Here is a 19850-nt window from a genome sequence, read left to right on the forward strand (position 1 = left end):
CGGTCGCGACAATCTACGCTTGGAGTTCACGGTCGGGAAGTTTTCGAAATGGTCGATACACTGTCATTCACTTTGTGCACGTAAATATCTCTGAAGTCGCTGAATCGCCGGAACCTCCGCCCCGATTGCACCCTCGACGAACTCGATAAACACGCCGTCCTCGGGTTGCAGACAACCGGCGAGAGCGACCGCGACGAGGCCCAACAGTCCCGAACACACCAGAAAGACGGGAAGGCTCAGGGCCGTCAACGTCACCCAATGAGAGGCGAGGATACCGACGGGAAACAGGACGGTTGGGAGGACGAGATAGGTTCGCGTCGTCTGCGTCGAAAGCGGGTTGATACCCGCTTTCGACTGGAGAACCACGTTGAACGCGACGTTACGGAGGACGTAGGCCCCCGCGGACGCGATTGCGGCACCGACGAATCCGTGACCCGGAATCAGGAGGACGTTCAGGGCGAAGTTGAGCGCGAGGGTCAGCACGTCCACCCAGAGGATTGATTTCGTGTGTCCGAGCGCGGCCAGCGTCGTCCGATTCCGCCCGGCCGCGGCGCTGGTGAAGAATCCGACCGAGAGGATGGCGAGTGCGATGCCGCCGCCGACGTACTGCTGACCGAAGAAAATAGAGAGGACGTCGCCCGGAAAGATGGTGAAAACCAGAAACGCGGGAAACGTGAAGACGAATATCCACTTCGTCGTGATGCGGTAGATGTGGGTGATTTCGTCGTGTTCGTCGTCCGCGTCGAGACGGGACGTGAGCGGTAAGTAGAGATAGCCGAACGAGGAGATGACCATCAGCAAACTGTTGGCGAGGGGATAGGCCGCGTTGTAGACGCCGACCTCTGCTGAGGTTCGCATATCCGCGAGCATTAGGGTGTCCATTCGAGTGAGCAGTATCGACAGCACCATCGTCACGATGAGGGGGGCCGAATAGGTGAGCAGTTCCCGGCCGTGGGTTCGTATCGGCCCGACGAGTCGAACGAGTCGATTGGAGAGCAGGTAGACGACGATCAGCGTGCCGAGCGTCGCGACGAAGTAGGCGTAACCCACCGCCAGTAGGTCAAAACCGGTTCCGAGCAGGAAAACCAGCAGGCCGATTCGCAGGCACGGATGGAGGAAATCCTTGGTGTAGAGCTTGTAGCGCGTGTTCTCCATGCCACGGAGCGCGCTGACGCCGACGGTCAGGCCGACGCTGACGGGAATCGTCAGGATGAACAGTCTCACCAGTTCGCGTGAAACGGCCGTTTCGAACAGCGTACCCGTAATCGTATCCACGTTTATGAGCAAACCCGCGGAAACGACGATGCTGACGGCGAGAGAAACGACCAAGCCGAGCATCCAGACGCCGCGAACGTCCCGCTCGTCTTCGAACCGGGAGACGAACCGCGGAATCCCGTCGTTCAGCCCGACGAGCGATATCGTGGTTCCGACGGTCATGATGGCGAACGCGATGGAAACTTCGCCGTACAGTTCGGGCGAGAACTGCTGTGCGATGACGATTCGCTCGACCAACCGCCCGACCGAGGCGACGACGACGCCGAGAACGATGAGAACGGAACTCGACAGGAGGTTCGAAAGGTGGTCGTTACTGTCCGCCATTGCTGAACACCGTGGTTCGGACCGTGCCAGAAAAAGAACGTGCGAGGTGTTCTAAACGGTGTCTTCGCTTCCTTTCGTTCCGTTCCATCCGACGCACTCCGCACTCGCGTCTTCGGTTCGTTCTCGGACTCACGATGGGTGTATCAAGACGTCATTCGGGCTTTGTTATGATTCGCGTACCGTAGCGTAATCGCCGACAACCGGTTCGATTACTAACTTCTTTCGAGAAAGCATCGGTTATCAACGCCGATTCGCGCGGTACAACGAGGGGTGAGAGACCGTTTCACACAATCTCCTTGCGGATTTGAGAGAACGGGGAGAATACCGGAAGAATATTAAAAGATGACTTTGCATTGAAGCCTGCATGGCACGCGATTGCAGTACGACGGTAGGCGAGAGAGAGATCTCTGACAGTTCCGTTAACCGACGCTCGTATCTGAAACTGACCGGTTCGACCGCGCTCGCGCTTACGGGTGCGGGGTTACTTTCGAACGGCGCAGCGGCGGCGGAGTACGAAACCATCGAAGTTCCGGCGGGAAGCCGAGAGCAGTTCCAGGTCGGAAGCGGCGAAACGTTCGAAAACAAACTCATCGACATCAGCGCGACGGGGGCCGACGCGCGAATCGTGGCGAGCGGTTCCGACTGGACGATTCGGAACGTCGGGTTCAAAGGCGCCGCGGACATGAGCGGCCCACACTCTCCCGGCGAGAATCTAGGCGGCTACCCCAACCTCATCGCCGCCTCCGGAACCGGCACCATCGAACACGTCTACCTCGGCGACGGCGTTTCCGGCGACATGGTTCGAAAAGGCGCAATCGGCGTCTCCAGTTCCCACTCGGGCCACATCGACCTGAACGAAGTCACGATGAACGGCTGGACAGGCAACGCGATTTACGCGGCTGGCTCGGCGAAATCAGGCGGCGGTAACGGGACGCTCGCGTTCGATCGCTGTCTCCTGAAGAACAACAACATCAGTCACCTTCGCATCGCGAACGACGGCACGACCGTCAAAAATACCGTTATCTACAACACCGAGGACGTTCCGGTACACCCCATCAACGGCGGCGTCGTGAACTCCCGCGGCGTGTACGACGGCTACGGGACGACGGACAACGTCGTCGAGTTCGAAAACTGCCACATCGATTGCACGGACGCGAACACGAATGGCGGGGCATCCGCCCTGGCCGCCACGAAGACGACGTTCCGCGTTCGGGATTCGCAGGTCAAAGGACAACTCATCGGCAACGTCGAGACGACGAACGTCGGCGAGAACCCGTCGCACGAACCGCCGAAAGGTGCACCCACGACCGCCGAGCAGGCCGCGAACGGGTCGGCGACAAATGGCGGTAGCTCCGGAACCGGCAACGATCCCGGAAACGGCGGTAATTCCGGTAATTCCGGTAGTTCCGGTTCGAGTGGTTCGGGCTCGAGCGGTTCCGGACGTTCGAACGATTCCAACTCGGGCGGCAGTTCCTCGAACGATTCGGACTCCGGTAACGCCACAGAAAACGCAGTCTCAGCGGACGATTCGGTGGACGAACAGCGGATTTCCGCGTCCCCCGGTTTCGCAGACCGTTTCTGTTTCACTTACGAGGGGCGAAACTACTGCTTCGACTTTGGCAAGATTTCGACGCTGCTGACCGGCATCTGAATCCGATCGGCAACTGTCGTTCGTTTCCTTTCGGCGCTGTTTTTTTTTGGCGATGTTTGACCCTCCGGAAGTCGCCTTCAGGGAGTCCGTACCGACCCAAAACGGCGTTGCCGCCGGATCATAACAAAGTGGAATTAAATTCTCGAATCAGAGAATGAGCGACCGAAATGGGGTACGACTACCTGCCGGTGAGCGTCAGCGAACCGATGAAAACGGGACACGCGTTGATTTCGAGGGTCGAGAACGCGAGCGGGAAGCAAAACACCGAGGAGAACAACTGACCGTCGGAATGTATTTCGGAAAGGCCGGAACACGGGACGCCGGCGGCGTCGTGATGTACGTCCAAGAGTTGCTGGACGCAGTGGCGAACCACAATCCTGCGTACCTCTACACCGAATCCGGCGAGTTGACGCCGAAAATGCGGGAAACGGAGGCAAAAATCGTCCAGATGGACGGCGAAAGCGAAGCGGTCGGGAGGCTTCAAAGAAGCCTCCCGACTGCAAACTTCGACCTTCTCTCGGTGCTGAACGACCATCTGTTTCCCGTACTCGGTGCGGTTCGTAACGGCACGATTCGTCACATGAACGAACATCTCGACGTGTTGGTGACGCACGACTTTCTGGACGACCTCGTCCTCTCGAATCTCCTCGATATTCCCGTAATCCGGGTGTTCCACGGCTTCGAACGCGCGGGAATCGGCATGCATCTTCGTGAACTGCTGTCGTCCGGTTACTCGGTGGTGAACTCCGAACGGACGAGACGGGAGTTCATCGACCACCTCGATCACGAACCGGACGGTGTCGTCTATCCCGGTGTGGACGTCGAGCGATTCCATCCGGGTGCATCTCCCGCGTTCGAGCGTGACGAGTGGACGGTGTTGTTCGTCGGTCGATTCGTCGAGGCGAAGGGAATCTTCGCCCTCGTAGATGCGGTGACCGAACTCCCCGACGACGTACATCTCCGTCTCGTCGGACGCGGGGACACCGCTGCGCTGAAACGACGAATCAAGTCCCGAGAACTCGATTCGAAAATTACAATCGAGGGCGCGGTTTCGCACGACGAACTACCGGGGTACTACGCCGCGGCGGACGCGTTCTGTCTCCCGTCTCGATACGAGAGCTTCGGCATGGTCAACGTGGAGGCGATGGCCTGCGGAACTCCCGTCGTGACGACGAATCTGGCCGGTATCGCGGAGTACGCCGTCGACCGGGAAACGGCAATGCTCGTTCCGCCGGAATCCCCGGCGGAACTCGCGGATGCGATGGAAACGCTCCGTTCGTCTCCCGAACTGCGGACGCGACTCGAGGCGAACGGACGGAAGACGGCGAAGCGCTACTCGTGGGAGATGGCCGCCAAAAATCTGGTCGATACCTGCTCCGAAATCGTTCCGAAATCGAAACCCGTTTCGCAGTTCTAATTTCCACTCCGACGGCGAATTTTACTTCGACGGCGAATCTTCACTCAGGCGGCGAGCGCGGAACCGCCCGCGTCGCTGTCGCCTTGAACGACACTACGACTTCCGTGCCGGGTTCCAACGCCAACCGCTCCACGCTCGTCGTCGTGACCAGCGCGAGAAACGGCGTCGATCCATCGATATCGACCGTGACGCGAGCGATTCGTTCGCCGGTTTCGACCTCTCGAACCTGTCCCTCGAACCGGTTTCTCGCGCTCGTTTCGTTTCCCTCCGGGGCCGACGCCGGACTGTAGAGCGTTATCACGTCCGAGCGAATCGCTACTTCGACGGTCTCGGTTCCGTGGGGAACCAACGCCCGAACGACGCCAGCGTCGGTTTTCACGAATCCGAACTCGCCATCCCGTCTTTCGACGATTCCCGCGAGCACCGTTTCGTCCACCTCCGCCAGCCCCGAGGATTCGGCGGTTACCCGGCGAAACCGCTGAAGCAATCGGCGGGCGTCGTCCGTCAAGGTGCTTCCACCGCCGTGCGACCCGCCGCGTTCGCGCCGAACCAGCGAGCCGAACTCTTCCTCCAGTTTCACGATTCGCCGCTGTGCGTGCGCGTAGGAGCGTCCGAGGGAGTTCGAGGCAGCGTTCAACGACCCCTCGTCGTCGATTGCTCGAAGCAATCGCGCGTCCCGCGCGTCGAAGGTGACCGCTCCCGCGACGAGTTGCGCGTCGAACGTCGGTCGAGGTGCGTCGTTCGTCATCCGTTTCGTCTCCCGATTTTACCCGTTAGTACATCAGTTCTCCGGCGACGAACTGCCGCGTTCTGTCGTCGTCCGGACTGTCGAACACCTGTTCGGGCGGGCCGGTTTCGATTATCGTTCCGTCGAGCAGGACACCGACCCGGTCGGAAATCCGCTCGGCTTGATGCATGTCGTGGGTCGCCACGACGACGCCGAGTCCGCGACGCCGCGCATCGGCGATCGCCTCCTCGATGACCGCCGTGTTCTGCGGGTCGAGGTTCGAAGTCGGTTCGTCCAACAGCAGAATTTCCGGGTCGGTTGCGAGCGCCCGCGCGAAGGCGACGCGCTGTGCTTCGCCCCCCGAGAGCGACAGCGCGTTCTGGCCGAGTTTGTCGGCCAAACCGACGGTTTCGAGCGCGGCGGTCACGTCCGAGTCGATTCCCTCCATCGCGGTTCGACTGCCGAGGGTTCGAGTGACTGTCGCCCGAACCCGTTTAGACCACGTCTGACGAACTCGGCGGCCGTAGGTCACGTTCTGCTCCACCGGCGCGTTGAACAGCGACGGCTCCTGAAACACCATGCTGACCCGTCGTCGGACTCCCAACCGGTCGTCCTCTGACAGTCGCCACACGTCCTCGTTGCGCCACCTTACCGTTCCCGATTCGGGCGGATGAAACATCCCGAGGAGGCGCAGAAGCGTCGTTTTTCCCGTTCCCGACGGACCGACTATCGTGACGGCTTCGCCGGGTTCGACCGAGAGCGACACGTCGGAAAGTACGTCCCCGTCGTCGAAGCCGTGGGAGAGGTCGATCGCGGAAAGCGTCATCGTCGAATCTCACCCCTGCCTCTGCTTCGACTCCGAACCCACGACCCGAGGACGTTCACGCCGAGAACGAGCACGAGCAACATCGCACCGAGAACCAGTCCCGTCTCGTAGTGGCCCTGCCGCGCTTCGACCGTAATCGCCGTTGTAAGCGTTCTGGTGTACGACGTTTTTCCGCCCGTCGGGTCGTTCAAGACGATGTTGCCGCCGACGATGAGAATCGACCCAACTTCGCTGACGGCCCGTCCGAATCCGGCGAGAATCGCGGTGACGATGCCGTACCGCGCCTCCTTGACGACGAGGACGCCGATGTCCGTGTCGGTGCCGCCGAGCGTGAACGCCGCGTCTCGCACGTCCTGTCCGACCGATTCGATGGCAGAGAGGCTGATGCTGGTGATAACGGGCGTCGCCAGCACGAACTGCGAGGCTATCATCGCGGTTGGAGTGAAAACCAGTCCCAACTCGCCCAACGGCCCTTGATTCGAGAGCGTCAACAGGACGAGCAGGCCGACCACGACGCTCGGAAAGCCCATCCCGGTGTTGATACCCGCGGTGACGACGTGCTTGCCCGGAAAGTCGGAAAAGCCGACGGCGAGCGCGACTGGCAGGCTGACAAGCGTCGAAAGCGCCACGGCGGTTACGCTCACGTACAGCGAGACGACCGCGATGCTCACGAAGTACTGCCAGTCCGCGCCGGGAATGAGTTGTGCGAGCATGACGACTGAAATGGTGTAAGTTCGCCTCCGTCCGAAGTTCTTAGTAGCTTGCCGGAACTCTCGTTTCGACCCACGAGAGATATTCCTTGTCCTCGCGCGAGAGGGATTGGGCCTGTTGTGCGGAGTAGCCCTGCGGGACGTACTGGCCGAAGTTCGGTTGCTCCGACAGCGCGTTTGGGAAGAACAGTTGCGACCCGTTTGCAGTGTAGTTGTCGATGATAGTCTGTGCTTTCGGACTGGTCAAATACCCCGCGTAGGCCATCGCGGCCCGGTAGTTGACGTTGTCGTGTTTCGCGGGGTTGACCGGAATCACGCCGTATGGATTTTTCAGGATAACCGGACCGTCCTTGAGCGGGCCCTGTACGTGAATCGTGAGGTCGATGTCGCTTTTCATCGAGAGGAACGTTCCGCGGTCGGCGAGCGTGTAGGCGTTCGACTGGCTCGACTGCGTGAGCGTATCGCCCATGCCCTTTCCGACCTCCCGATACCATTTGCCGCTTGGTTGCACACTTGCTTCCTTCCAGATTGCGAGTTCCTTCTTGTTCGTTCCCGAATCGTCGCCGCGAGAGAGGAATGTCGCTTGCCGGTCGGCAATCGTCGAAAACGCCTCCGTCGCGCTCTGCGTTCCGCCGATTCCGGCCGGGTCGTTTTGCGCCCCGACGATGACGAAATCGTTGAACATCACGTCCCGGCGATTGACGCCGTGGCCCGCCTGCAAGAACTTGTCCTCCGCCCCGCGTGCGTGGACGAGAATCACGTCCGCGTCCCCGTCCTCGGCGGTTCGGATGCTCGCGCCGGTTCCCTTAGAGAGCGTCTTGATGGTGACGCCGAAGGTCTCCTCGAACGGCGGATGGAGTTCGTCCAGCAGCCCCGTATCGTATGTGCTGGTCGTCGTGGCGAGGACGAGTTCACCGTTGCCGACACTTCCGTTTCCGGACGACCCTTGATTCTGGTGCTGACTCCCGTTTTGATTCCTGTCTTGGTTCCCGAACGACCCGGTACAGCCAGCGAGTCCGGAGAGGGTACCCACACCCACCGCATGGACGAACCTGCGTCGTTGTATCGACATGGAAACAACGTTGTGTGAGTATTGTATAAGGATTTCGCCATGGGCGTAACCGCTTCTGGTTACGAAGTCAAAACTGGAAAACCACGAAAAAGGGGGGACTATCGGCGTTCTTACTACAGAATCACCGGCGGCTTCTCGGCACCCAACGGGTTCAAATGTGGTTACGAAGCGTCATCCGATTTTGGAGAGCTTCCGTCGAATTCCCGGCGTTGGGTTCGAAATATAAAGAAAACTGGTACCGATTAGTAGAATGACCGCCGCCCTACTGGGGGGAGGGAGTAGCTACTTGCTGCTTCCAGACGTATGGCATTTTATGGCACGCACTGCCAGTACGCCAGCCAAACTTACGGTCGGTGCCCTCGCCGCCCTCGGAATCGCGTGGGTCGGGTGGGGCGCGTACAGCAAAGGGACGACGGAACGACTTCCCTATACGACGGCACTGGCCCTTGACGGGGTCGAAATTCGTCGATATCCGGATACGGTCGTGGCTCGAACCACCGCCGCCGACGAGGAGGAAGCGTTTCGTAGATTGTTCGAGTACATCGACGGCGGGAACCAGTCGCGGGAGGGCATTCCGATGACCGCGCCGGTTACCACCGAACCAGAAAAAATCGCCATGACCGCTCCGGTCGCATCGGAACGGTCCGCGGAGGGCGTCCGGATGTCATTTTTCCTCCCCGGCGAGTACACCGCCGAGGGCGCACCGAAACCGGAAACCAAGGCGGTGACTATCGAACACCTCGGCGCGCGGACGCTCGCGGTTCGGTCGTTTTCGTGGTACGCCACCGAAGGGCGGGTCGCACGGAATCAACGACGACTGTTCGATACCCTCTCCGCTCACGATTTGACGCCGACGGGCGACCCGTTTTTGCTCCGCTACGACGCACCGTGGACACCACCGTTCATGCGTAGGAACGAAGTTGCAATTGAATTAGCGGACTAATTTACCAGCGCATCATTCCTTTTTGAGCTTATCACAGCTTTACGGATACACTATACTCTTATCCGAGCCGTCGTGGACGCTTTGCTATGCAGCGCGACTACGATTGTATCGTCGTCGGCGGTGGCCCGGCCGGACTCCACTTTGCGCGAGAAATCGTTTCGGACTCGGAGTTTTCGGTCGCCGTTCTGGAGCGAAACGACGACCTCCGTGACAACGACAAATCCACTGGCGGGACGTTCCCGGAAGTTATCGACCGGTACGACATCTCCCACGAAGTCGTCATGGGTGAAAACGACACCATCACCTTCGAAGGGCCGACCGAGCGCAGCCGTCTCGACATCGGTGGCTACGTCCTCGATTTTCCCGCCTTGCTGGCATTTTTAGGATCCGACGCAAAATCCTGCGGGGCCGATGTCTACACCGGAACGACCGTCACAGAACCGATTATCGAAAACGGAGCGATGCGCGGAGTCCGGTACCGCGATTCCGACGGCGGCGGCGAACTCCGCGGCAAGATAACCGTCGATGCGTCGGGGCCGAGCGCGGTTATCTCGTCCGACTTGGGGCATTTCGACACGGAAACTGCCCGGCGCGGCATCGGCCTCGAATACGAAATCGAGGGGGAGTACGAAACGAACGACACGATGCTGTTCAAATTCGACCACACCATCGCGCCGGGCGGCTACGCGTGGACGTTTCCGGCGGGCAAAGACGCGTTCAAGGCGGGCGTCTGCTGGGTGGACGATTTCCACGCCGCGCGCGAAAACGGGAACTCGATTCACGACTACGTCGAGCGATGGGTGCGCGACGATCCGCGCTGGAACGTCGGGGAAATCCGGGCGAAACACGCGGGCGAAGGCGTCTGGAACAACTCGATAAATCAGCGGGCAACCGACGGGTTCGTGGCCATCGGGGACGCGGCGTCGAGTATCAATCCGCTGTTCGGCGAGGGTATCCGACCGGGACTGGCGTCGGCGGAGATGGCCGCTACCGTCGTCCGCACTGCGCTGGCGACGGACGACGTTTCCGAAGGACGGCTTCGCGAGTACGAACGCCGTTGGAACGAGAAGAGAGGGCAACGATGGCGACTGCAACGACTCCTGAGTGACCTCCTCTACGATTTCAGCGAGAGCCAACAGGATTCGTTTGTGAAACGGGTCGGCCGCCTTTCGACGACGAAGGCGGAACGATTGCGGCGATACGACCTCGGTCTGTTCGAGTTGGTGAAACTGTACCCGTTTAGAGTGAAGGACGTGGCGAAAGCGCCCAAACTGGTTCGGCAGTTGTAGGCGCGATTCCAATCCGTGACGGATTTTCGAGCTACGACGCGTCGAGCGCCCGCTCGGTGAACCGTTCCCGAATTTCCGGTTCGGGAATCGGACACTCCGATTTTTTCCCAAACACCTGATACCGATGCGCTGCGACGAACTCATACAGTGGGTCGCGCAGTCGTTCGGGGAGGTAGATGAACGGATAAAACAGCGGCCACGGGCCATCTAATCGGCGACAAACTCGGAGAACCGCAGTGGAACGAGTGTAATAGTCGTCGCCCTCCACGAGGACGAACGAATCGAAATCGTCGGTCGGAAGGTCGAATCGGGAGAGGAGTTCCTGCCCGATTTCGGACTGGAGCGGCGCGAACCGGAACGTCCCCGATTCGTCGAATCGGATGGTGAACCGAACGACGGCGTTACAGAGGTTGCAGACGCCGTCGAAGAGGAGGACGGGGTTGTCGAGGTTGTCGGCGACTTCGGCGGGGGTGGGGTCGTCTGCCGTCGTCATGTTCGAATATACGAACTCGTGCGGGATAAGCACGAGGAGCGGAGAGAATAGTAGAGTGGGTAAACGAGTTCCGCGCTCGAAACCGGAAAACCAGTGTTTTCCGGTTTCGAGCGCGCTTTTACCGAAATTTCCGATGGAGCGCCAGACCGTCCTGTTTGAGGACGCCACTGACGACTTCGATGTCGCGTCCTTTTCGCTCGAAAATCTCGTCACACGGGACGCCCGGCATGCCGCCGAATTCCTCGGCGGCGTGCTCGCCCGAGATGCTGTAGACGACCGCCCCGAGTCCGGCGATGGCGATGCCGCCCGCGCACATCGGACACGGTTCCGTGCTCGTGTACATCACCGTTTCTTTGCGAACGTCGGGAGACAGTTCCCGCTCTGCCCTGCGTGCCAGCGTGAGTTCCGGGTGGAGCGCGAGGTCGTCGTCGGTGTTCTCGCGGTTCGTTTCCTCCATCACGATTTCGTTTTCGTGGACGAGAATCGACCCGTAGTGGCCGTCCCCGCGCTCACCCGCTTCGCGGGCGAGCGCGAGCGTGCGCTGGACGTATTTCTCGTGGTCGAGGGAATCGAGGTTTGGCATCGTCCGACGCATGGTTCGGAGGCGTGAGATAGATTGTGGTGGCGGCGTTCGCACTCGTCCGGTAATCGGCGGTACCGTTTTGCGATTTCGGCGACTACAGAGAATATGGCTCGTTTCCTCCGTCGCAGTCTCGATTCACTTTCTCGGTTCGACCCGTCCACAAACGACCAGCGAGGCCGCCGATGGTAGATGTCGTTCTCTCCCTTTCCCGCCTCCTCCTCGCGTTCTTCTTAGTGTTCATGAACGGCTTGTTCGTCGCCACGGAGTTCGCGTTCGTCAAGATACGCCGGACGCGGGTGAACGAACTGGTCGAGGCGGGCAAACCGGGCGCGAATCTGGTAAAAGAGGCCGTCGATAATCTGGACGATTATCTGGCGGTCTGTCAGCTGGGTATTACGCTCTCCTCGCTCGGCCTCGGGTGGATCGGCGAACCCGCGGTTGCGGCCCTCATCGAACCCGTTCTGGGGTCGTTCGTCCCCGAAGGGACGATTCACCTCGTCGCCTTCGCGCTCGGATTCGGCTTCATCACGTTTCTCCACGTCGTGTTCGGGGAACTCGCACCGAAGACGTTCGCCATTCAGGAAGCGGAGCGGATTTCGTTACTCGTCGCGCCGCCGATGAAACTGTTCTACTACCTCTTTCTGCCGGGCATCATCGTGTTCAACGGCACGGCGAACTTTTTCACGCGACTTGCGGGCGTTTCTCCGGCCTCCGAATCCGAGGAAGCGCACACGCCGGACGAACTCATGATGGTGCTCGCCCAGTCAGAAGAACAGGGGCACATCGACCTCGACGAAGTGGAGATGATTGAGGGCGTCTTCGAACTCGGGGACACCATCGCCCGCGAAGTCATGGTTCCGCGCCCCGACACGGCAACCGTCCCGGCGGGGATACCCCTCGGCGAACTCCGGTCGGTCGCCGCCAAGGGTAACTTCACGCGTTATCTGGTGTTGGACGAGGAGAGCGACGACCAACCCATCGGATTCGTCCACGTCAAGGACGTACTGCGGGCCATCGAGGACGAGGATGCCGTGGAACCGATCGCTCGTGACCTCGTCCGTAAAGCCATCTTCGTTCCGGAAGACAGGCGCATCGACGATATCTTGGCCGCGTTCCGGCAACGCGAGAGCCAGATGGCCGTCGTCATCGACGAATGGGGGGAGTTCGAAGGAATCGTCACCATCGAGGATATTCTGGAGGAAATCGTCGGCGAGATTCGGGACGAGTTCGACACCGGCGAGTTGGAACCGTCGATAACCGAACTCGGCGAGAACACATACGCCGTCGATGGACACGTCCCCATCCACGATGTCAACGAGGCGGTCGGTACCGACTTCGAGAGCGAGGATTTCGACACGATCGGCGGACTGGTGCTAAGCGAACTGGGCCGTGCGCCGGAAATCGACGACAGCGTGGAGTTGAACGACTACAGTCTCCGCGTCGATACGGTCGAAAACAGGCGAATTTCACAGCTCACGATACAGATCGCGGAACATCGAAGACAGGAATCGTCCACCGACCAGCCAGACGGTCAATAGGTGGGAGCTCTCGCGGTGACGGGTTCCGGCTCGGCTGTGGCTACCGACCGGTCTTCAGTACCCCGTGTTCTCGTACTGTCGAAAAAATAAATTATCCCTCGGCGAAACCGTCACCGAGCGTGTCGTCCTCGTCGTCGAGGTTCGTTCGGTACGCAGTCGGTGTCCGCGCTATGCGACCACCCCAAAGCCGCCGTTTTGGTTCGCCGTATCCGATAGCTCGCCGGGTTCGTGGCTCGATGCGGTCTGGTTTCCGGCCGCGAGCACCGTAACCGAACCGGAGCTGGTTTCTTGCAGGCTGGAAACTGCGTACTCGTATTCGCCGGGAGCAGCCGTTTCACCGACGGAATACGAGAATTCGACGGTCGTGCTCTCGCCACCGGCAAGCGTCACCTGTTGGGATCCCTGCGGGATGTACTGTCCCATCATCTCCTGTGCGCCGAGTGCGCGGAGTTCCTGGTCGGCGGTGTTCGAAGCGGACATGAAGAAGAGCCAAATCGTTTGCGTGGCCTCCTCGTCGCCCGTGTTGGTGAGCGTTGCGGTGACCGTAATCTCCTCGCCCTGTTCTGCCTCCGCAGGGCCGTTTACGTCCGACACCTGGAAGTAGGCGGGGTCGGGGTCGCTCTCGACGACGGAGATGTTTGCCGACCGCCGGTCGTCATCGGTCGCGACGCCGTGCTCGTACGTCCCCGTCTCGCTCGGCATCGTGGCCGCGAACTCGACGGTCGCGTTCGCACCGCTTTCGAGCGTCAGGTCGGACGCGTTCTCGACCGCGCCATCGAACAGATATTCGACGCTCTGTGTTCCGGAGACGTTACCGGTGTTCGTGATGGTCGCCGAAACCGTGACTTCTTCGCCGGAGTCGGCTTCGTCGGGTGCGTCGAGCCCCGTGACCTCGAAGTTCGCTTGCTCCGCGGAGCCGTCTTCGGCGACGGTGATGTTCGTCGAAACGACCTCGTCAGCGGAGACGCCGTGTTCGTAGTCGCCGACGTCTCTATCGGCGTTTATCTCGTAGGTGAATTCGACGGTCGTGCTCTCGCCGCCGTCGAGCGTCACCCGTTCGCTGAGTTCCGATTGCGATTCAAGCAACATCGAACTACCGAAATCGGTGCCCGGCGGGAAGTAAAACACCGTTCGGGTGTCCTTCTGCTCGCCGACGTTAGTGATCGTCGCGGAAACGGTGATTTCCTCACCCTGTTTCGCCTCGCTCGGTGCGGTGAGGTTCGAAACCTCGAAGAACGTTCCGAGCGTCAAGTTCTGCGTCGTCGTCTCGTTCGCCATCACGTCGACGAACGTGATGTCCGAGTCCTGGTAGCGGTCGTGCGTGGTACGGAGCGCGTAGGTACCGCGGTCGAGGTTTTCGATGCGGTAATAGCCGTTTTCGTCGGTCGTTACGTTGAACGCACCCTGGTCGGCATCGATGACGTTCGCCCCTTCGACCGGGACGCCCGCCGCGTTGGTGACGTGGCCTTCTATGACTCCGTCACGCGGTTCGACCGTGAAATCGACGCCATTGACCGTCTCTCCGGGCGCGACTGTGACGATTTCGTCCGGGCGATAGTCGCCGGGAGTGCCAGCGACGTTCACGACGTACGTGCCCGCGGGAACGTCGAGCGAGTAGCTTCCGTTCTCGTCGGTCGTCGTCTCGTAGACGGCTCCGTCGTCGTCTTCGGCGGCGACGGTGACGTTAGCGACGCCGTTGCCCGTGTCCGACGCCGTAACCGTTCCGCTAATCGTTCCCGGCGTCGGGTCGAGTTCGAAGTTCTCCGTCGCGGTGTCGTTCACCGGAACGGAGACCCTGTCGGTCAGGTCGTCGTAGCCGTCGGCAGAGACCGTCGCGTTGTGCGTACCCGACGGCACGTTTTCGATACGATACTCGCCGTTCTCGTCGGTCACGGCGGTGTAATTTCCGCCGTCGACTTCGACGTCAACCGAGACGGTTGCGCCTTCGACAGGTTCGCCGGTGTCGTTGTTCGTGACGATTCCGTCGAGGTTCCCGCGGTCGATGGTGATGTCGAGCGGTGTCCGGTCTTGGTCGTCCTCGCTGCTAACGGTGTGGAGCCAGTCGATCGAGGCGTCCATCTCGTCGTCGAGCGTGTACGTGAACTCGACACTCTCGCTCTCACCGGGGGCCAGCGTGACGTTCGCGGACGTGTCGTCCTGAGCCTGCGTCGCGCCCGCAGAGCCGAAACCGCTGAGGTAAGCGACCGAGTTCGCGAGGAGCAGGTTACCTTCCTCGGTGAAATCCTCCTCGTCAGTGAAGTAGTCGCGTCCGAGGACGGTCAGCAACACTTCGTTGCTATCGTCGTTCACTGCCACCGAGGGGCCGCCGCTTCCCGAACCGTAGTCAGCGTCAGCGAGGACGGTGCCGCTGTAATCGTCGAACCAGCTTCCCCATCGGTTGCTTCCGGTGTACATCTCGACGGAGTCCCCGGCTTCACCGACACCGTCGAAAATCGGGTGATTTTCCCGGATGTCGATGGTCGTCGGGGACGACGAACTGCTGCTGGCGTCGCGCTCGACCGGGTCGCCGCGAACGTTGTTCAGTCGGAGCACGCCGTCGGCGTACTCTTCTTCTGACGCACCCTGATAGGCGTCGAGGTAGACGGCACTCTGACTGTCGTCTAGTTCGGCGAGGAAGTCCGACGCGACCGTGTCGCTACCGAACCGCTGGACGACGAACGTGTCGTACTCGTCCATTACGTCGGATAGTTCGTCGGCCGTCACCGTTTCGACGTTGTAGATGTCGGTGTTGAGGTCGTCCTTAAGCGCGTCGGCGATGTCCGCGCTGTGGCTTCCGTCCGCAACTTCAACGACGGCGACGTCCACGTCGCGCGGCATCACGTCGTATTCGACGGTCTGCTCGTCGGTCGCCTCGCCCGTGTTGGTAACGTCGGCGGTGACGTTGATGGTATCGCCGACGTTCGCTTCCTCGGGAGCGTCGGTGATGGTCACGTCGAAGAACGCTTCGAGAACCGTGACGTTCGCGGTTTCCGAATCGTCTTCGGTGAAGACACCGTGTTCGTACGTGCCGTTGTCGATGCCGCTCGTATCCACGTCGAACTCCACCGCAGTGGATTCGCCAGCATCGAGCGTCACGTTCTTCGTCAACACCGGGGTTTCGAGGTCGTCGAAGCGGTATTCGACGGTTTGGGTGTCCTGCTGATTACCCGTATTCGTCACATCGGCGCTCACGGTGAGGGTTTCACCCTGCTCGACCTCGTCCGAAGCCTGCAGGTTCGACACGTCGAAGAACGAACCGAGGATGGTCATTTGTCCCGTCTCCGAGTCGGCCTCCGAGAACACGCCGTAGTGGACGGTTCCGCCCGGCAGGTTCGACGTATCCACTTGGAACGTGACGGTCGTCTCGTGCGGACGGTCGACCGGATCGTCGACACCTTGGGTTGCCATGTCGACCGGAATCGTCGAAGCCGGTTCGCCGTCTCCGAGGTCGCTTTCGTTCTGCGCGATGTGGAGTTCGATTTCCTCCAGCGCACCTTCCTCGCCGAGGTTTTCGAGGTCGGCGGTGACGTTAACCGTCTCACCTTGCTCGGCTTCGTCGGGCGCGCTGAGGTTCGAAACGTCGATTTCACCCTCGTCGAGCGTCCCCTGTACCTTCCGTTGTAGACGGTTCAGATCCGAGTAGGTGACGTCGCCATCGCGGCTCATGTCCGCGAGGTTCGGGTTGAAGTTCTCCGGGTTCTGTCCCGCGAGGTACCGTTGAGTAAGTTGCACGTCCTGAACGGTGACCGCGCCGTTTTCATTGACGTCGCCCAACTCGGACTCGGGAACGAATATCATCTCATCGACCGCCGCGTAGGCGTCGATGATACCCATTCCGTACCGGGTATCCCTCTCGTCTTCCGGGGCATCCCAGTCGTCGGGTTTTTCGGCCGTCGATTCGAGGGCGTTCTCGATTTCCTCGACGGAAGCGTCCGGGTTAGCCGACCGCATCAAAGCGACCGTGCCCGCGACGTGCGGGGCGGCCATCGACGTTCCGGACAGTTCCTGATAGCTGCCGCCGGGTTCGGCGCTCAGCACGTCCACGCCGGGTGCCGAGACGTCGGGTTTGATGAACGTGTCCGGCCAGCTCTCGGGTGGATTCTCCCAGTTGCTTTTGTCGATTTCTTGGCCGCTGGAGAACTCCGCGATATCCCTGTTGATGTCGGAAGCGCCGATAGACGACGAATTGAAGTCGTTACCGGGCGACCCGACACAACCTTCGCCGGAGTTCCCGGAAGAACTGACGAACGCCGTCCCGAGCGATCGGGCGTTCTCGATCACCGGAATCCACGCATCGTTGTAAACGGGGCCGAACAGACCGCAGCCAGCGCCGAGGCTGAGGCTCGCAACGTCAGCGTCCTCCTCGACGGCCCACTGGACGCCGCCGATTACGCCTTCGGTCGAACCGCTGCCGCCGGGGATGACCATTCCGTGGATGAGGTCAGCCTCGGGTGCAACGCCGATTGCGGTACCGCTGCTGGCACCGCCCATGGCGGTAGCGCTGGTGTGCGTGCCGTGATAATGGCTGTCACGCGGCTCGGAGCCGGGAACGATGTTGCCGCTGTCGTCGAACTCAGCCCACCCACCCGGATAGGTTGGGTCAGAGGGGTCGTCGGTGTACAGTTCGACGTCCGGATGAGTGATATCGACGCCCGTGTCGAGGACGGCGATTTTCGCTCCTTCGCCCCGAGTACCGAGCTCGTCCCAGACTTGCGGTGCGCGGATTTGATCCAGTCCGTACGTCGTGTCGTCCGCGGACGCCTCCGAGTCGGCTGCTTCCGAATTTTGCGGTTCGGGAACAGTGTACTCCTGGCTCTTGATGATCGATTTTACGCCGTCGATGGTGGCTAATTCGTTGATGTCGACTGCGGTAGTGTCGACCGTAACCGAGGCGGCGTTCACGATCCAGAACGTGTTTTGCACCTCGACACCGTTCCGAGATTCGAGTTGAGAAATCGACTCCCTACTCGTCTCAGCAGCGTGTTGCTTGAGGTGTCGTATCGCTTCCGCGTCATCCATCTCTGGGGCGACTGACGTTTGTTCGAAGAGCAACAGTACCTGTACGTTACCCTCCGCGTTCTCCAACGCAGGGTCTATTTTTGCGTCGGTAGAGTCGCTTTCTATTTTCTCGCCGATACTATCGAGTTGTGTCTTTTCCTGTCCTGAAGCTCCTGCGAGCCCGACAGCGCCGGTTCCGATAACCGAAACTATCATTAATAAAGACAGGAATACTGCGTCGATGGTTTTCTTTCGTGATCTCATTATCTCGTCTTTTCCGGTATTCGCATAATGTTTACAAGATTATCGTAAACATATGCTGAATGTACAATAACATCTATTTAATTAATATTTATTGCTCGTTATATTATACTACTTCCAACCTTTCCGAAGTATTCCATCGGCGCAGGAATTTCATCTTATATCTAATATTTTTATAATTTATATTCTTATATTATAGAAGAAGAAAGCCGTGAGAATATCGAGAACACCATTCTGCGATTTCCTCGCGGTAAAATAGTATCTCGGGTGATGTTTTATCTCGCGCGCGACCGTGAACTTCCGTGTAATCCACCCGATTTCGTGGCGACGATCACTGTTCGGATTTCCGCAGAATCAAAACTCACTGTATGGCCTTAATCAATTTAATCACACACCTCCTCGTTGAACGTTCCCGATTCCATCCGATAAGACGGCAATACGGATTGTATCGTCTTCTAACACGTTCTGTCTGACCACCACGCTTAAATAGGAGGTCGCCGCTCCAATCGAGTACAATGTCTGAAAACGACAGCACCTCCGAGAGGGGGGGTCGAGTTCTTCGAGGGCACGTTAGCCCACACCAACGAGATTGATACAGTTAGAGTTTTTGACACGACTCTCCGCGACGGCGAGCAGACGCCACGCACCTCGTTCACGCCGGACGAGAAGCGCGAAATCGCGACCGCGCTGGACGAGATGGGAACTCACGTCATCGAGGCAGGATTCCCTGCCAACGGGGACGCCGAGTTCGAGGCCGTCCGCGACATCGCCGAATCGACAGAGGCGACGACGTGCGCGCTGGCCCGCATCGTGGACGACGACGTGGAAACCGCGCTGGACACCGGCGCAGGAATGGTACACATCTTCGCTTCGACCAGCGACGTGCAAATCGAGGATTCGATGCACGCCACCCGCGAGGACGTGAAAGAACGCGCCGTGAAAGCGGTCGAACGAGTCGCCGAGGCGGGCGCGAGTCCGATGTTCTCGCCGATGGACGCGACGCGAACGGATCCAGAGTACATGGACGAAATCGTGGAGGCGGTCTCCGAGGCAGGCGTCGAGTGGATCAACGTCCCCGACACCTGCGGCGTGGGAACGCCCGCCCGATTCGCCGACCTCGTAAAACGAATCGACGAGCACACCGACGCCCGAATCGACGTGCACACGCACGACGATTTCGGCATGGCCACCGCGAACGCGATGGCCGGCTTGGAAGCGGGCGCGGACCAGGTACAAGTCAGCGTCAACGGCATCGGCGAGCGCGCCGGAAACGCCGCTTTCGAGGAGGTTGTCATGGCGGCCGAAGGCGTCTACGGCGTCGATACCGGCATCGACACGACCAAAATCACCGAAGTCTCCGAACTGGTCGCCGAATACAGCGAGGTTTCCGTCCCCGTGAACAAACCCGTCGTGGGCGCGAACGCGTTCGCCCACGAGAGCGGGATTCACGCTGCGGGTGTCATCGAAAACAGCGACACGTTCGAAACGGGCGTGATGAAACCGGAAATGGTCGGCGCGCGCCGGGAGTTCGTTCTCGGCAAGCACACCGGGACGCACGCGGTTCGACAGCACCTCCAACAGTCCGGGTTCACCCCGACCGAAACCGAGGTTCGGCACATCACCCGCCGGGTGAAAGACCGAGGTGCCGAAAAGGAGCGCGTCACGGTCAGTGACGTGCGACGGTTCGCCCAGGAACTGGGCGTCGATTCTCGCGAGGAGGCAGGAGCGTAACCGTGTCTTCCC

14 protein-coding genes are annotated in these 19850 nt (G+C 60.1%); 6 read left to right on the forward strand and 8 right to left on the reverse strand.

Annotated elements, in window-relative coordinates:
• Window positions 1-63: 63 nt before the first annotated feature.
• On the reverse strand, window positions 64-1599 hold the full coding sequence (locus LIX15_RS16350; protein WP_227774219.1) for a flippase: 1536 nt from the start codon (window positions 1597-1599) through the stop codon (window positions 64-66).
• 364 nt (window positions 1600-1963) lie between these two features.
• Here LIX15_RS16350 and LIX15_RS16355 point away from each other — a divergent pair, with 364 nt between their 5' ends.
• Window positions 1964-3250 carry a hypothetical protein gene (locus LIX15_RS16355; protein WP_227774220.1) on the forward strand — a complete coding sequence of 429 codons (1287 nt, stop codon included), beginning with the start codon at window positions 1964-1966 and terminating at the stop codon, window positions 3248-3250.
• 154 nt (window positions 3251-3404) lie between these two features.
• Window positions 3405-4667 carry a glycosyltransferase family 4 protein gene (locus LIX15_RS16360; protein WP_227774221.1) on the forward strand — a complete coding sequence of 421 codons (1263 nt, stop codon included), beginning with the start codon at window positions 3405-3407 and terminating at the stop codon, window positions 4665-4667.
• A 40-nt stretch (window positions 4668-4707) separates the two neighbouring features.
• Here the strand turns inward: LIX15_RS16360 and LIX15_RS16365 are convergent, their stop codons facing one another.
• The 4 genes from LIX15_RS16365 to LIX15_RS16380 are packed head-to-tail and all read right to left on the reverse strand — an operon-like array spanning window position 4708 to window position 8002.
• The gene (locus tag LIX15_RS16365; protein WP_227774222.1) at window positions 4708-5415 is read right to left on the reverse strand and encodes a TOBE domain-containing protein; all 708 of its coding nucleotides are present in this window, start codon (window positions 5413-5415) and stop codon (window positions 4708-4710) included.
• A 25-nt stretch (window positions 5416-5440) separates the two neighbouring features.
• A complete protein-coding gene (locus LIX15_RS16370; protein WP_227774223.1) occupies window positions 5441-6220 on the reverse strand; it encodes an amino acid ABC transporter ATP-binding protein in 780 nt (259 codons plus the stop codon).
• Window positions 6217-6933: an ABC transporter permease gene (locus LIX15_RS16375; RefSeq protein ID WP_227774224.1), complete on the reverse strand. Its 717-nt coding sequence runs from the start codon at window positions 6931-6933 to the stop codon at window positions 6217-6219. Before LIX15_RS16375 ends, LIX15_RS16370 begins: the two co-directional genes overlap by 4 nt.
• A 40-nt stretch (window positions 6934-6973) precedes the next feature.
• A complete protein-coding gene (locus LIX15_RS16380; RefSeq protein WP_227774225.1) occupies window positions 6974-8002 on the reverse strand; it encodes an ABC transporter substrate-binding protein in 1029 nt (342 codons plus the stop codon).
• A gap of 313 nt (window positions 8003-8315) precedes the next feature.
• Between LIX15_RS16380 and LIX15_RS16385 the strand changes: the two genes are divergently transcribed.
• Window positions 8316-8945, forward strand: a complete 630-nt coding sequence (locus tag LIX15_RS16385) for an SOUL family heme-binding protein (protein ID WP_227774226.1) — start codon at window positions 8316-8318, stop codon at window positions 8943-8945.
• 86 nt (window positions 8946-9031) lie between these two features.
• Entirely contained in the window at window positions 9032-10234 is a 1203-nt protein-coding gene (locus LIX15_RS16390) for an NAD(P)/FAD-dependent oxidoreductase (RefSeq protein ID WP_227774227.1), read from the forward strand.
• A gap of 31 nt (window positions 10235-10265) precedes the next feature.
• Here LIX15_RS16390 and LIX15_RS16395 read toward each other — a convergent pair whose 3' ends face one another.
• Together LIX15_RS16395 and LIX15_RS16400 are read right to left on the reverse strand one after the other, a co-directional pair.
• Window positions 10266-10727, reverse strand: a complete 462-nt coding sequence (locus LIX15_RS16395; protein ID WP_227774228.1) for a thiol-disulfide oxidoreductase DCC family protein — start codon at window positions 10725-10727, stop codon at window positions 10266-10268.
• A gap of 118 nt (window positions 10728-10845) precedes the next feature.
• Window positions 10846-11310, reverse strand: a complete 465-nt coding sequence (locus LIX15_RS16400) for a nucleoside deaminase (RefSeq protein ID WP_227774230.1) — start codon at window positions 11308-11310, stop codon at window positions 10846-10848.
• Between the two features lie 182 nt (window positions 11311-11492).
• Between LIX15_RS16400 and LIX15_RS16405 the strand changes: the two genes are divergently transcribed.
• Window positions 11493-12848 carry a hemolysin family protein gene (locus LIX15_RS16405; protein WP_227774232.1) on the forward strand — a complete coding sequence of 452 codons (1356 nt, stop codon included), beginning with the start codon at window positions 11493-11495 and terminating at the stop codon, window positions 12846-12848.
• A 168-nt stretch (window positions 12849-13016) separates the two neighbouring features.
• Here the strand turns inward: LIX15_RS16405 and LIX15_RS16410 are convergent, their stop codons facing one another.
• Window positions 13017-18110: a S8 family serine peptidase gene (locus LIX15_RS16410; RefSeq protein ID WP_227774234.1), complete on the reverse strand. Its 5094-nt coding sequence runs from the start codon at window positions 18108-18110 to the stop codon at window positions 13017-13019.
• A gap of 483 nt (window positions 18111-18593) precedes the next feature.
• Between LIX15_RS16410 and LIX15_RS16415 the strand changes: the two genes are divergently transcribed.
• A complete protein-coding gene (locus LIX15_RS16415) occupies window positions 18594-19838 on the forward strand; it encodes a LeuA family protein (protein WP_425556796.1) in 1245 nt (414 codons plus the stop codon).
• Window positions 19839-19850 lie beyond the last annotated feature (12 nt).

Source organism: Haladaptatus pallidirubidus (genome assembly GCF_020700235.1).
Classification (GTDB): domain Archaea; phylum Halobacteriota; class Halobacteria; order Halobacteriales; family Haladaptataceae; genus Haladaptatus; species Haladaptatus pallidirubidus.

What these genes read in the sequence shown, in the direction of transcription:
- LIX15_RS16350 (WP_227774219.1), bottom strand. Translation starts at nt 1,599, where the DNA reads ATGGCGGACAGTAACGACCACCTTTCGAACCTCCTGTCGAGTTCCGTT.
- LIX15_RS16355 (WP_227774220.1), top strand. Translation starts at nt 1,964, where the DNA reads ATGGCACGCGATTGCAGTACGACGGTAGGCGAGAGAGAGATCTCTGAC.
- LIX15_RS16360 (WP_227774221.1), top strand. Translation starts at nt 3,405, where the DNA reads ATGAGCGACCGAAATGGGGTACGACTACCTGCCGGTGAGCGTCAGCGA.
- LIX15_RS16365 (WP_227774222.1), bottom strand. Translation starts at nt 5,415, where the DNA reads ATGACGAACGACGCACCTCGACCGACGTTCGACGCGCAACTCGTCGCG.
- LIX15_RS16370 (WP_227774223.1), bottom strand. Translation starts at nt 6,220, where the DNA reads ATGACGCTTTCCGCGATCGACCTCTCCCACGGCTTCGACGACGGGGAC.
- LIX15_RS16375 (WP_227774224.1), bottom strand. Translation starts at nt 6,933, where the DNA reads ATGCTCGCACAACTCATTCCCGGCGCGGACTGGCAGTACTTCGTGAGC.
- LIX15_RS16380 (WP_227774225.1), bottom strand. Translation starts at nt 8,002, where the DNA reads ATGTCGATACAACGACGCAGGTTCGTCCATGCGGTGGGTGTGGGTACC.
- LIX15_RS16385 (WP_227774226.1), top strand. Translation starts at nt 8,316, where the DNA reads ATGGCACGCACTGCCAGTACGCCAGCCAAACTTACGGTCGGTGCCCTC.
- LIX15_RS16390 (WP_227774227.1), top strand. Translation starts at nt 9,032, where the DNA reads ATGCAGCGCGACTACGATTGTATCGTCGTCGGCGGTGGCCCGGCCGGA.
- LIX15_RS16395 (WP_227774228.1), bottom strand. Translation starts at nt 10,727, where the DNA reads ATGACGACGGCAGACGACCCCACCCCCGCCGAAGTCGCCGACAACCTC.
- LIX15_RS16400 (WP_227774230.1), bottom strand. Translation starts at nt 11,310, where the DNA reads ATGCCAAACCTCGATTCCCTCGACCACGAGAAATACGTCCAGCGCACG.
- LIX15_RS16405 (WP_227774232.1), top strand. Translation starts at nt 11,493, where the DNA reads ATGGTAGATGTCGTTCTCTCCCTTTCCCGCCTCCTCCTCGCGTTCTTC.
- LIX15_RS16410 (WP_227774234.1), bottom strand. Translation starts at nt 18,110, where the DNA reads ATGAGATCACGAAAGAAAACCATCGACGCAGTATTCCTGTCTTTATTA.